At 51.6% G+C, this 13,180-nt stretch carries 11 protein-coding genes; 2 read left to right on the top strand and 9 right to left on the bottom strand.

Going from position 1 to position 13,180, the window contains the following annotated elements; all coding sequences use genetic code 11:
• Positions 1–3: 3 nt before the first annotated feature.
• A complete protein-coding gene (locus ACYZUM_RS00105) occupies positions 4–3,051 on the top strand; it encodes a type III restriction-modification system endonuclease (protein ID WP_108181632.1) in 3,048 nt (1,015 codons plus the stop codon).
• A 307-nt stretch (positions 3,052–3,358) separates the two neighbouring features.
• Here the strand turns inward: ACYZUM_RS00105 and ACYZUM_RS00110 are convergent, their stop codons facing one another.
• The 8 genes from ACYZUM_RS00110 to ACYZUM_RS00145 form a co-directional block, all read right to left on the bottom strand.
• Entirely contained in the window at positions 3,359–3,523 is a 165-nt protein-coding gene (locus ACYZUM_RS00110) for a hypothetical protein (RefSeq protein WP_473061222.1), read from the bottom strand.
• 1,288 nt (positions 3,524–4,811) lie between these two features.
• Complete coding sequence (locus tag ACYZUM_RS00115; RefSeq protein ID WP_142580110.1) at positions 4,812–5,681, bottom strand: hypothetical protein; 870 nt, start codon at positions 5,679–5,681, stop codon at positions 4,812–4,814.
• A 4-nt stretch (positions 5,682–5,685) separates the two neighbouring features.
• Positions 5,686–6,360 carry a helix-turn-helix domain-containing protein gene (locus tag ACYZUM_RS00120; RefSeq protein WP_142580111.1) on the bottom strand — a complete coding sequence of 225 codons (675 nt, stop codon included), beginning with the start codon at positions 6,358–6,360 and terminating at the stop codon, positions 5,686–5,688.
• A complete protein-coding gene (locus ACYZUM_RS00125; RefSeq protein WP_142580112.1) occupies positions 6,357–7,205 on the bottom strand; it encodes a TIGR04255 family protein in 849 nt (282 codons plus the stop codon). Before ACYZUM_RS00125 ends, ACYZUM_RS00120 begins: the two co-directional genes overlap by 4 nt.
• 268 nt (positions 7,206–7,473) lie before the next feature.
• Positions 7,474–7,665 carry a helix-turn-helix transcriptional regulator gene (locus tag ACYZUM_RS00130; protein WP_142580113.1) on the bottom strand — a complete coding sequence of 64 codons (192 nt, stop codon included), beginning with the start codon at positions 7,663–7,665 and terminating at the stop codon, positions 7,474–7,476.
• Complete coding sequence (locus ACYZUM_RS00135; protein ID WP_142580114.1) at positions 7,662–7,916, bottom strand: hypothetical protein; 255 nt, start codon at positions 7,914–7,916, stop codon at positions 7,662–7,664. Before ACYZUM_RS00135 ends, ACYZUM_RS00130 begins: the two co-directional genes overlap by 4 nt.
• 23 nt (positions 7,917–7,939) lie before the next feature.
• Positions 7,940–8,158, bottom strand: coding sequence for a hypothetical protein (locus ACYZUM_RS00140; protein WP_142580116.1), 219 nt, complete (start codon positions 8,156–8,158; stop codon positions 7,940–7,942).
• A gap of 1,090 nt (positions 8,159–9,248) precedes the next feature.
• A complete protein-coding gene (locus ACYZUM_RS00145; protein ID WP_473061223.1) occupies positions 9,249–9,872 on the bottom strand; it encodes a DUF2939 domain-containing protein in 624 nt (207 codons plus the stop codon).
• 451 nt (positions 9,873–10,323) lie between these two features.
• On the opposite strand from ACYZUM_RS00145, the gene ACYZUM_RS00150 reads away from it, so the two are divergent.
• Positions 10,324–11,016: a hypothetical protein gene (locus ACYZUM_RS00150; protein ID WP_142580056.1), complete on the top strand. Its 693-nt coding sequence runs from the start codon at positions 10,324–10,326 to the stop codon at positions 11,014–11,016.
• Between the two features lie 62 nt (positions 11,017–11,078).
• Here ACYZUM_RS00150 and ACYZUM_RS00155 read toward each other — a convergent pair whose 3' ends face one another.
• A complete protein-coding gene (locus ACYZUM_RS00155; protein ID WP_142580055.1) occupies positions 11,079–13,037 on the bottom strand; it encodes a hypothetical protein in 1,959 nt (652 codons plus the stop codon).
• Between the last annotated feature and the right edge of the window lie 143 nt (positions 13,038–13,180).

Genomic DNA, 13,180 nt, shown 5'->3' on the forward strand with positions numbered 1-13,180 from the left:
GCGATGAAACTCAAATTCAAGACACAGTCCTATCAGACGGCAGCGGTACAAGCCGTGGTTGACTGCTTCAAGGGGCAACCACCTGTATCAGTGGAGGCCATTAGCTATCGCATCGACCCGGGCAGGGCCAAGAAAGGAATTGAGGACCTGTTTGCAGAGGGCGGATTCAAGAACGCCGATCTGAAGCTGACTGACCTTGCCGTGTTGGAAAACATCACCCAGGTGCAGCATCAGCAAAACCTGCCGCAGTCCACCGAGTTGGTGAAGACTAAGGTCAGCAAAGTCAATCTCGACATCGAGATGGAAACCGGGACCGGCAAGACCTATTGCTACATCAAGACGATTTTTGAGCTGAACAAGCAGTACGGCTGGAGCAAGTTCATCATCGTGGTGCCCAGCATTGCCATTCGTGAAGGCGTGGCCAAGTCATTGGAGATTACCGCAGAGCATTTCCTGGAGACGTACCACAAGAAGGCGCGCTTCTTCATCTACAACTCCAAGCAGTTGCACCATCTGGAGAGCTTTTCGTCGGATGCGGGGATCAACGTGATGGTAATCAACGTGCAGGCGTTTGCTGCCCGTGGCGCTGACAACCGGCGCATCTATGACGAGCTCGATGATTTTCAGTCGCGCCGCCCGATTGATGTAATCAGCGCCAATCGACCGATTCTGATTCTGGACGAGCCACAAAAAATGGAGGGTGCGGCAACCCTGAAGTCCTTGGAGGAATTCAAGGCGCTTATGGTGTTGCGCTACTCGGCCACTCACAAAACCACGCACAACAAGATCCATCGGCTGGACGCGTTGGACGCTTACAACCAGAAGCTGGTGAAGAAAATCGCAGTACGCGGCATATCAGTGAAGGGGCTGGCGGGCTCCAATGCTTATCTGTACTTGCAGTCCATCGAGATTTCGAGCAAGGCACCTGTGGCCCGGGTTGAGTTCGAGCAGAAGCTGAAAAGCGGCGAGATCAAGCGTGTAGTGCGCAAGCTCTCCAAGGGCGACAATCTCTTTTCTAATGGCTTTTCAAACGAGCTGGATCAGTACCGTGGCTATGTGGTCGCGGACATCAACGCCAACACGGATACCCTGACTTTCACGAACGGCGTTGAGCTCTTTGTTGGTGAGGCCACCGGGGATGTCAACGAAGAAGCGCTGCGCCGCATCCAGATTCGGGAAGCCATCAAGGCACACTTCGATAAAGAGCTAGCTTTATTCCAACAAGGCATCAAGGTGTTGACCTTGTTCTTCATCGATGAAGTAGCCAAGTACCGCGATTACTCGACAGCGGACGAGAAAGGCGACTACGCACGTATCTTTGAAGAGGAGTACCGCCAGTACCTGAACGAGGTGCTGGACCTGGATGAAACGCCGTATATCAAGTACCTGAAGGGTATTGATGCAGGCAGGACGCACGGCGGCTACTTCTCCATCGACAGAAAAACCAAGCGACTGGCCGATCCCGATGTGGAGAAACGCGGAGAAAACGTAGGGCTGTCCAATGATGTGGACGCCTACGACCTGATCCTAAAGGACAAGGAGCGCTTGTTGTCATTCGACGAGCCGGTGCGTTTTATCTTTTCGCACTCCGCTTTGCGTGAAGGCTGGGACAATCCTAACGTGTTCGTTATTTGTGCGCTCAAGCACAGCGACAACACCATCTCGCGGCGGCAGGAGGTAGGTCGTGGTTTACGCTTGTCCGTTAACCAGAGCGGTGACCGAATGGATCACCCCGCTATCGTCCATGACGTAAACGTGCTAACCGTGGTGGCAAGTGAGAGCTATAAGGACTTCGTATCTGCGCTGCAGAAAGACATCAGCGAATCTTTGTCAGCACGTCCTAAGGTCGCTGACGAAGCCTATTTCACTGGTAAGGTACTCAAGACCCCAACTGGCGATATTGAAGTCACGCCGCAATTGGCCAAGCAGATCTACAAATACCTGCTCAAGAACGACTACAGCGACGATGCTGACCGCATTACAGGCGCGTACCACGACGCCAAGAAGGAAGGTACCCTGGCTCCGCTGCCCCCGGAACTGCAGGCTCATGCCGAGCAGGTGTACCAGCTGATCGACAGCGTCTTCAGCGACAGTCAGATGTTTGAGATCAGCGACGACCGTAGGCCAAAGCAGAATCCGCTCAACAGTAACTTCGACAAACAGGAATTCAAGGAGCTGTGGAATCGTATCAATCGCAAGGCCGCCTACAGTGTTGACTTTGATTCGGCGGAATTGGTCAAGAAAGCGGCAGAGGAGCTGGACAAGAGCCTACGAGTGACGCCCTTGCAGTACACGATCCAGAAAGGTGAGCAGATTGATCAGGTAACTGCCGATGCGTTGAAAAGCGGTGATGGTTTCAAGGTTTCTGAAACGACCGTTGAGTACGACAAGCAGTCAATTCATTCAACGGTTAAGTACGACCTCATTGGTAAGGTTACCGAGGGTACGCAACTGACGCGACGCACGACGGCGGATATCCTTAAAGGCATCAGTGTTGCGATATTTACGCAGTTTCGTACCAATCCTGAAAGCTTCATCGCCGAAGCAATTCGACTGATCAATGAGCAGAAGGCGACGATGATCATTGAGCACTTGGCCTACGACCCCGTTGAGGACAAGTTTGATTTGGACATCTTTACCTCTGGTCAGACCAAGCAGGACTTCAGTAAGGCCGGTGACAAGCTCAGCCGTCACATCTACGACTACGTAATCACCGACTCCGGCATCGAACGCGACTTTGTGAAAAAGCTGGACACCTGTACAGACGTGGTCGTGTACGCCAAATTACCGCGCGGCTTCCTGATCCCCACGCCGGTTGGCGATTACAATCCCGACTGGGCAATTTCGTTCAAGGAAGGAGCAATCAAGCATGTGTACTTTGTGGCTGAAACCAAGGGCTCAATGTCATCAATGGATTTACGCCCGATTGAGGCTACAAAAATCGAATGTGCACGGAAGTTCTTCGACGAGATCAATAGGAAGTATGCCCCCGAGAACGTCAAGTACGATGTGGTAAACAGCTTCGGGAAGCTGATGGAGCTGGTGAAGTAAGCAGAGTCAACGCCCAGACAGATCAAACTCAAAAATGATCTGTTGTTTATCTAGGTATTCCTGACAAAAGAAAAAGTCCCGCATTGAGCCGCTAAACGGTTGCTCAGGCGGGACTTTTTTATCCAATGCGTTTTCCGACAATATTCTGCCGTAAGCTGAAGATCCAGCGGGCCAGCAGTACCGGCGGAAAACGCACCATCTGATCACCAATAGCAGTGCCGTCACGCAGCCTGCGAGTATGCTGGCGAACACGAGTAGCGCGGTCAACATTCTAATCAATCAGCGAAGCTAGTCGTCCTCAGGGCTCTTATTGCGGCAGATAGCCCATCGGCTGGTCGTCTCTGTCGTAGCAGAGGATGGTTTCACGCTGACCTCTTAGCTGGTCGGCATTCGACATCGCTGATGTCCGGTAACCATTTACCCGTTCTGCTACTTGCACCTTCTTGTTTTTGACATAGCAGTCGTCATCCATGCGCGGATTGCACCAGGCGGTTTTTGACTTCTGGCCATTCGGACTGGGGAGCGGCGGGGGAATTAGTCGTTGTTTATGCAGGCCCGTTTTTCTCCTAATTTCACGCGGCCCAGTCGCCGACGTAGCGCTTGTCGAAGATCGAACCTAGTTCGTTGTCTGGGACGCCTAGATCCAGATAGAGCTGCGTCAAAGGACTGCTAGCTTCAACGTCCGACGTTTGACAAATAGCGTCGGTGCCGTAGGTGACTGGCTTGCCATCGGTGCTACTGCCTATGCGATACCAGATCGTGGGTCGGAATGGAGTGTTTTCCTTCCAGTGCCCTACCTTCGTGCCTTGGATTTGGCAGTTGCCACGCTGACACATGCCATTGACCTTGTTGGTGATACGGACGTTTTGGTGGCACTGAGCGTCCCAGATATCTATGTAGCACGACAGGCGGCTCTGATCTTGAATTCAGTAAGACCAATAGCTTGAGCGTACATTGGTATTCCATGAGACGTTTTGGTATCCCAAAAATTTGCATCTGAAGCCTTGGAATACCATTTGGAATACTAAATGACATAAATCTTGCTGGACGCTCGCAGACACGAATGGCGCTGCAACCCCCCGCATTTACTGGATTCCAGGCACAAAAAAAGACGTCCGAGGACGTCTTTTTCGTTGAGTTTGGTGGAGCCGGGGTCGTTTGAACCTGGTTCATAACTTTCTGTATTTAAAGCATTTTATTAATTGAGTATTTGGAAAGGATACATGTGGGGATACACGGCGCTTTCTGCTAGGTGGTTTTTGACGGTTTCTTCATCCTTCAGAAGATGCCAAAAATTAACCATAGAGTGAGCCGGCCGCTCCGACGAATGGCATCACATCAGCGGCTCTGCACTTAGTTGCGGCCCCTTACTTCGAAGCGGAGCGGTGCTCAGTCTTGATCGGAGTTTATTTGCTCGATTGATCGACGAGAGGTTGCCCGTCTTTACCCAGGCTTCGTAGCTATCGATGTCGACCAGCACCATCCCATCTGGGCCTTCCGCCAGACGCAATCTTTCCTCCAAGTGCCGTCAGCAATCTTTGATCGGATAGCTGCTTCTGTGTATCCCGACTCGCTGGAAAATTTCCTGAAGTGAAGTAGCGCATTTCTGCACCGTGCTTTCGACAACTTTATCTTCTGGCGAGTTGCTCGGTTCACTGACCTTCTCGGCCTTATTTTTGCTGCAAACCACCACTTTAAGTGATTCTTACCATCACAATCTGAGCACTGGGTATTATCGCTTCGACTCAGGGCGAGGAAAGCTACTCCTTCTCACCCTCATCCTCATCTTCTTCGGCCAAACTCAGCCAATCGCTTGAGTTGTAATGTGTGAAATCCTCCGCGTCTAACATTGTGAAATCTTGTAGCGGAGTTATTAAACATTCATCAATGTCGAGGCCTTCGATCTCACTAGCGTCCAAGTTCGTTGCCTCTTGGAGCTTGGCGTTTAGCTCGTCTAGTTGAGCGGCGTGTTTAGGCTTTATTAGTAGTCTAAAAGCGATGGTGTAGGGTGTGGCGTCGACCAATTCTTCTTTAGGGTAGAATGATATCCATGCGCCTTTTAGTAGATGGGCGTTCTCGCTAAGAAAGCTGTCTATTGCTACTCCTAGTCCGGTATAGATGTTTTCGCCATTCCTAAACTTTAGACGTTCAACAAGCTTGTCTGGTATCGCAATTCTGTTATAGCTGTGTGAGAGCCAGTAGCTTAATGTTTGAATCATTTCGCTATCGAGTTTTTGATCCTCATTCCTCTTTAAACTCTGCAGTACTGATCTTGGTGTCCAAATTCGTCTCTCGATTTTAGCCTCGAAAATCAATCTCTCGTCGAGTTGTAACTGAAGAATTCTAGGGTTGTTGGAATTTAAATAAGCGCCCAGAGGCTTCTTCTTCATTATTTTCAGAGCTATCCACTCGACCATGGGAGCTTGGTCGTATGCTCGAGCGTGAATAGAACATGAATGGGAGATTAGAACCCAGTGGGAAGGCAGCTTACCTCCCAGAACGCCATCCACGGCCGCTTGGGGGATGTGATCCGCGAGGTCAGCTCCATTAACTATATCTCCTTGTAACCAGCCCATTTCCCGGATCGTTGTGACAGCAGCTTCTTTTTCATCCTGAGCATTCGCCGTCATTCTACTAACCTACCTGGGATGGATTGAATTTCTCCAAGCGAGAGATGGTTTTTCTGTCTCGTGACCTAAGTTGTGCTGCTTTTTCTGCCAGTTCCAGAGTTACTCGACGAACATCCTGGGGACCAAGGTTTTTCCAGTTTGATTCGCTCAAAACGTCCTGCATTAATAGGCCATCATTAGTTGGGTAGAATAGCGAGCGCTTCAGGTAGGGCACATCCTCAGCATTAACCTCTGCTAAGACATTCGCTAAAGCTTTGATTCGTTCTGGTGTGTCGGCGACGGTTTTTTTAGTGCGCCAGTTGTAGACCGTCTGACGAGAAACTCCAAAAAGCTCAGAGATTGAGTTGTCAGACAGGCCGAAGTTTTTTCGAAAGCTCTCGATGAGTGCAGGAACTACGTCAACTTCTTCCGCTTCTTCCGATACGGCAATCCACACAGAACGAGTGGGATTTACGAGGTGCTGGGTTGTCGAGCTGATAGGCAAGACTTCTGCTTGTCTCAGCTCTAAAGTGCCGTTTGGGATGATAGTCACTAGAGCGGTCGCAAGATGAGGTAGCCATGTGCTTACACTTGAAGTCGCATTTCTCGAATTGCGCTCAGGCCGCTCCCACAGCCCCATAAATGTGGCGCTCGTTTCCCTCTGCTCTGATGGGTAAAGGCTTAAAGCTCCAATGCTCATTTTTTCATGCTCCATGCCTGAAAAGCATAATCGGTAGCCACGCTTCTGAAGGCAGTATTGGCCATAGAGTGCAGACCTTCAAGTCGCCCAACGATCTCACTCGTCTGCAAGCGCGCTGTGGGCGCAAATGGCAAATATGCGTCTGTGTCCAACAGTGCGCCGACAGCGCTTGTTGGCTGGAAAACCGAGGCTATTGTCTGGCCCATTCTTTGGGATGTGTGCGAATGGCGAGTCTGTCGAGCTATTTCGAAGACCATTGCCAGTTCCATCACGTCTTCAGGTACCCACATACCTTCCTGTCGCCAGCACCTGATATGGAGAAACTCAGGGTCAAAGTGATAGGTAGTGGTGGAGACTCCCGCGGGCTTGGTGACCTTGCCAGCTTTCATGTTCGGGATTTGTGCATTCTCTAAAGGCAAAAGCTCAACGGGTAAATATTCTGATAAGCGTTCTCCCTCTAAGGGCTCAATTTTGTCGACGTAACGCATGCCTATACCGAGAACATCGAGATCTCCGGCGTATCCGACTACGGCGTCTAAACACCGCTTAAAAAGCTCGCGGTGTTGGTCGAAATGCAGGTACGAAATGCTCTGCAGTACCAAATGGTCTTGGCTCAACACGCAAGCGTATTTCAACTCTCGATCAAGAAACGCCCAAGAGTTTGGCTCCATGCTAGGACTGGGTGAAATTGACCGGGCCATCTGGAAGTACTCCGGAAGGCAATCTCTCAGCTTGTGCTGGATTTCTGGAATCAGTTTCGGAAGCAGGAGCAAGGGCGAGAATCTAACAACGCTCAAGGTGTAGATCAGGGGCGCATTAGCTAGCACGCCAGCACGATCAGCCATTGGTCTCTCCTTAGAAGGGTAGGTGAGGACGCGCACTCTATCCCATTTGACAATTCGTTTGACAGGTTCTGTATAGCATAAATTCGGTAAACCGAAGCTTTCTCGACCGTCGGTACGTGAGTATCCTGAAAAATTACATCGGATCTCTCATTTGGGGGGCTAATGGAGAAAAGTGGAGGAGTTCAGGCGCTTGGCGCATGGGAGTTGCTGCATCGCCACAGTGACATTGCTGCCGGTCTGTCTCTAGGATTTCCGTAGATCTTCAGCATCACTGACTCGGGCTCAGATCGAACATCCATTTAGCGATTGCTGACTGGCGCCAAGCCACCGAGTTGGGCCCTATCCTGATCTGTTTGGGGAAGGTACCTTCCCTGATGCGGCGATAAACAGTGTTTTTCCCCAGGCCGGTAATGTGTAGCACTTCGTCGAGGCGTAGGAAGCGATCGATGCCCTCTGTCATCTTCGGATATCTCTCAGCGTTGGCGGTGTCTGCCGTGGTCGACCAACCTTCGGCGCCTTGTTCTCGCCGTCCCTGCAGGCGCGCAGGAACTCCCAAACATCCGCCTTCAGCCAGCAGTGTCTGGCGCCCATCTTGAAGCTCTTTGGCAGCCAGTCCACGCCCCGGCGCATTCCCTCTCTGACCGAAGCCTCAGTTCGGCCAAGCATCTTGCCTAGGCCTGCTACGAACACCACCTCGCAGTCGTCGTCCATATGCGCTCCTGACTCGGGTTCGCTTACTGCGCCCCTTGTGCTTTTAGTCGGGCTAAACCTTGATGGATGTGCCCGGCGTTGTCGCCGATCGTCTCCAGAGTAGTCCGGATATTGTCGCCGGCCGCGGCATGCCCTTGGCTTTCGACTAGCAGGGTCAGCTCCATCAGCGCGGCCTCCAAAGCGAGTTGGTTGCGATACATGCGCTCTAGGACATCAGGGAGAGAGTATTCGGGGGAGGGCATCGCTTCGACTCCATTCGAGAAAAATGAAAGCGTAGCAGCGATGGTTCGATCTAGGCATGAAACAAACTGCTCCTGCTCCTGCTCCTGCTCCTGCTCACTGCTCACTGCTCACTGCTCCTGCTCATTCGCCGACGAGCGTTTCGAGAGGTGGAAGTGCTCGATGCCTGGGGGGTTGTGTATAGCCATTGTTTAAGCGATGCCCTGGGGGTTGTGTATAGCCGGCTTAGGAGGCGTGAGGAGGTGCCGATGGACCGACTTCACGGCGACGCGAAAGTGTGGTCACAGTGCCACACAGTGGCGTTGTCACCACTCTATTTTGAGGGCGCGGGCGGCGCGTGTAGGGATCTACATAGTGTGTTGTTTTCAACACGCAGTAACCTGATAAAACCTGACATTGGAGCGGATGTCGCGGGTCATTCATGGGGTGTTTCCGCAAAGGGGGCATTCGATCTAAATCAGCTCCATCCATAGGTTTATTTTGAAAACCTAAGTTTGGCCATTGAAAAACAAAGCAATACCGTGGAAACCTCAGTGGAAACCAGCGACCGGCAACAGCTTGTATTGGTAATTTTTGCGGTAACCAGCGTGGTAACCACTGGCCGGCTTCGCCTAAAAGGGTGCGAACCAGAAGTGCGAACCTGTTGCCGGCATGCATGGCGAGTGCGTACCAATTGTGCGTACCTGGCTGCGTACTCCGGCCAAAACGGCCATGTATTTAGGCAGAGCTCGAGTGCGTGACAGCACTGCGTGAAGGGTTGCGTGAAAATGGCTTTGCGCACTGGCCAGTGCGCGACGGACGTGCGCGAAAACACGCCGATAGAGACTTGACGTGAGCCTTCCATGGGGTTGGTTTCCCAATTAGGTATTCCAATCCTCAGTGACCGGGAAAGTGGTCAGCGGGAACGGTCATTACCTAGGGTATCCGCGGCGCAACAACCTCAAATCGTGGGAACCAGAATGGATACCGGGCCGACTGGTCAGTGCCAGCGACTGAGCGCGCACCAAGACTTAACAAAACTTAACCTTGTAAAGCACTATGGTAGTAGCCGCTTGAGGTGTCTCGGCCTGGCTGTAGGTTTACAGGCTCAACCTACAGCGGAATTCTGATCCCCGTCAGACGCCATGCAATCACATCTCGCCTAAGGATAAATTGTGACGGGGCGCCGCCATTCTTATCAGGGACTTCAATCACGAATTTGCTAAAGCCGTCGTAGCGCATGTGGGCGTCCTCGAACAGTTTGTTATCCCGAGGCGTAACAGTCCTATTTGTGCCTCCCCCCGATATCAGCTTGCCTGGCTTTTCACCCTTCATGAGTTCAACGAGGCCAGATGGCGTGACAAGAGTAGAAATCATTTTCTCTGCTATGCCACTTGCAAACGCCGTTGCTAGTGATGCGAACGGATTATCCTTAAGCTCTGTTTTGGCTTTGGACATGATTGAAGCATTAACTTGCTCTTTTAGATCCTCCCTTACGCGAGGGAAATCAATGTGCTCCGCCAGAGAATCAGCATCTTGGGCTTGAGCTGCTTGGCGAATTTGATAGACCGCCACATAGGGAGCAGATGCAAAACCTGCTATTGCGACTGCTGCTATGCCTGCCATGATCCATAATATTTTTCTCTGTCTGAGCGAAATGCGTTCAGACGAGGCTGACAGCTGATCGGCGCCACTCTCGTTTCGCTGTTTTGCTGACAGAGCCTTGTTGTAATCCACTCCGCACTCCGAGCATCTCAAGGGATCACCGACATCGGATTTTGGAGCTTCATGGTTACATACGGGGCATTGCATAAGGTTCCTTCCTAAATGGGACACTTGAATAGACTGTAGCACGCAGTTTCAGTTTCTAGATCGCGTCTAATGGTGAATAAATAAATCGTTAGGGGCTGCCGAACTCACCTTGCATGACTCTGCTAGATACACACTGATGATTAAGCAGTTGCGGTCTACTCATACCTACCTTCAAATTTGTCTACGCTCGGCCGATAAGGAGTAGCCGGTGAAACGGAATTCATGATTGATTTGAAGTGAGAGCGATGAAATGGCAAGAGACAATTTTTCCCCTGCAACAAAGAGCGCACTGGCTCGGAATGTCCATTTCCGATGCGTGTACCCGGGATGCCCGGCAGTTACTCATGCCTCCACCCCGCATGGAGATAGCGTTAATTTGGGCCACGCTGCGCATATTTCAGCCGCTGCTCAAGGAGGGCCTCGGTTTGACGACGAATTGACTCCCGAGCAACGCAAAGCCTACGAGAACGGTGCCTGGCTCTGCGCCAGTCACGCAAAGCTGGTAGACGATGATCCGTTAACTTTCCCTTGTGAAACCATAAGGGGATGGCAACGTAAAATGGAAGAGCGCGCGCGAGCCGCGGTTTATGGGACGCCGATGAATGCCAACTTCGACTTCTCTGAAATATGCAGCAAGTTGGAGTTATTCCTTAAGGCTTGTAGGAAAGCAATATTCGCCATTTATTACGAGCCGAAACACATCCAAGTGCCCCGAGAGTGTGTAACCGCGATGCAGGAGCTGATCTGGCAATGCCCAAATGAGCATTGGAGGCCGGTGCATCAGTGGCATTCATTGCATCCAATCACACACGCTATTCAAGTACGAGCCGTGAATGCGGTTCGGCGGATATACCTCGAGGTGACCGATTACAACAAATGGTACAACGATGGCTACACCTACGTGATCTTAGGCGCAGCGAGCATTTGGAGCCTCACTCCTGCTGAGGAAGTCGCACGCGTAAATCAAACAGCTCAGATCGTTCGTGATGCGCTATTAGAGTTCACAGAATGCATTACTCATCTCAACGAGTATGCTGCTGGCAGGCGGCATCCAGGACACATCATGTAGTTTCGGCCGTGAATGCCGACCGCCAAAGCATTGCACTTTGGCGGCATATTTTATCGGCGCTATCATCCCCTCGGGTAGACGGCGCTTGGAGAACCAGGCATTAACAGGCTACGTGACGGATCAAAACCTTGCGTCCCGGTTCGCGGCCTAGCGGCTTCCTTTGCTTGGTGGGTCGTTACTGACTCGGCAATCTTCTTGCCATCCAAGTGGATTGGCTGAGTCAGCTGCACCGTTAGGGATTGCTTGGCAGGAACAGGAGCCACCAGTGGTTGCGTGTTCGTTGCGGTGAGGGTCGGGAGGATTGCCCACGGTGCTGCTGAGGCGGCGATCGCAGGCTGGACAGGCTTCCCTCGAATGTCATCAGCAAACGTCGTCTTCGATATCTGCATTGATGCAGGAAGAACAAGGTTCACCCCGGCAATCAGCGTGTTGAACACTGTCTGCCAGCCGGTCAGGAACGCCAGCGCGAACGACTTGAACGCGCCGATGATGTCGCCCTGAAACAGCTTGATGAACATCGTCTTCATGTCGCCCCAGACGAGCTTCAGCGATGAGCTGATCTCTTTCCAGTTGTTCCAGAGAAAGAACCCGACAGCGGCTATCCCTGCAATCGTAAGGCCGATTGGATTCATCAGCAGCGCTGAACCAAGAATCTGGAAGCCGCGCCCAGCGGCAATGATCATGTTGACCAAACCGCCCCCGATGAGAAAGCCGGAAAGCCCTAAGAGTGCGTACCCGAAGGATTTGACCGACTCTCTGTTCTTATCAACCCATAGAGCCATTGATGAGATCATAGGGTTCAGTTTCTCAAGTGCACGAATTGCCAGTGGCATAACCGAAATACCGAGGTTCACCAGTAAGCCGTTCCATCTCGCGTTCAGGTTGGCGAATTTGCTGTTGGAGTCATCCTTGTAGGCCTGGATGGTCTGGTTGTAGCCCATCGCGTTTTTTGAAAGGGTTGAGTCGCGGAGAATCTGCAACTGCTGGGTCGTCATGATCGAACCTTGGCTCGATGCAGTTCTGTTTGATATCAGGTCGTTCGTTGCCTTTAATACATCAGATTCTTTTGTGATCCCGTGTCTTGCCAGGGCCGGCAGAAATACGCTTCTCATCCATTCTGGAGGGTTAGCCTGCAGTAGCGCCGAGTCTTTGATATTGGTCATGACGAGCGACTTAAGCGGCTTGCCACCGACGGCGCCATGAGTTTCCATTTTCAATTGGCCAAGGCCAAATTCTTGGAGCATTCCCATCGTTTTTTTCGGTGTCCGCCCTGCAACGAGGTTTTGATAAAGGGACATGAAAGAGGTACCTGCTCTGGCACCGCCTTGTTCTTGTAGCAACAGGGACATATTGAATATCCCTTCATCTGAAAGTCCTCTGAAAGCTGTGCCGCCCATTTGCGAGAACTGGTCAAGATCTTTGAATTTGATGAAACCACCAGACCCCGTGACCATCTTCTGAGCTAAATCGAGGTTTCGTAGGAATGTTGACTCATCATGCGTTCCGCCGCGGCGGTCGATGAACTTCATCAGAGCGCGCGTAGAGCCCTCATCAATTTGGCCAACTTTTCCCGCAAAGATTGCGCTGTTCGCAGCGTTGAGACCTGCAATTTGCGGAGCGAGTTTTTTCGCCAGATTGAAGTCACCAAAAAGACCGACAGATTCTGAAAGCGAGCTCATCAGATCCTTTGCCGATACTCCCAACACGTTGGCGCTTCTTGCAAAGCTATCAGCCTCCCGATTGATCGACGCACCGAGATTCATAGTTTTGAATTTAGTGAATGAAAGCTCGTATTGCCTGGCAGCATCCAGTGGTGTCTTGAACATCGCAGCGATGCCAAGGCCGCCGGTCAGCATGATCCCCCCGATAGCGCCCTGCTTGCCGATCGACGCTAGCTTAGAGTTCAGCTTATCGACATCTTGGCCGGCAGTGACCAGGCTTTTGCTGATCATAGCCATCCCAGAGCTCACGTGATTGATGAGCGAGAGCTTTACAGCAACTGAGTACGCTTCAAATGCCATGTTTAGTTACCTCTCTAAAGGCGGGGACGAACCGATTTCGAAACCCCGAACAACTGGGGCGATATAGCGGGGAGCTATTCGCGTTTTGCGGATGCCATTTATTCATGTGTTCACCTTTTGTTTATCGGGCGTGTACCCGGTCG

Source organism: Pseudomonas sp. m6p, from assembly GCF_055760375.1.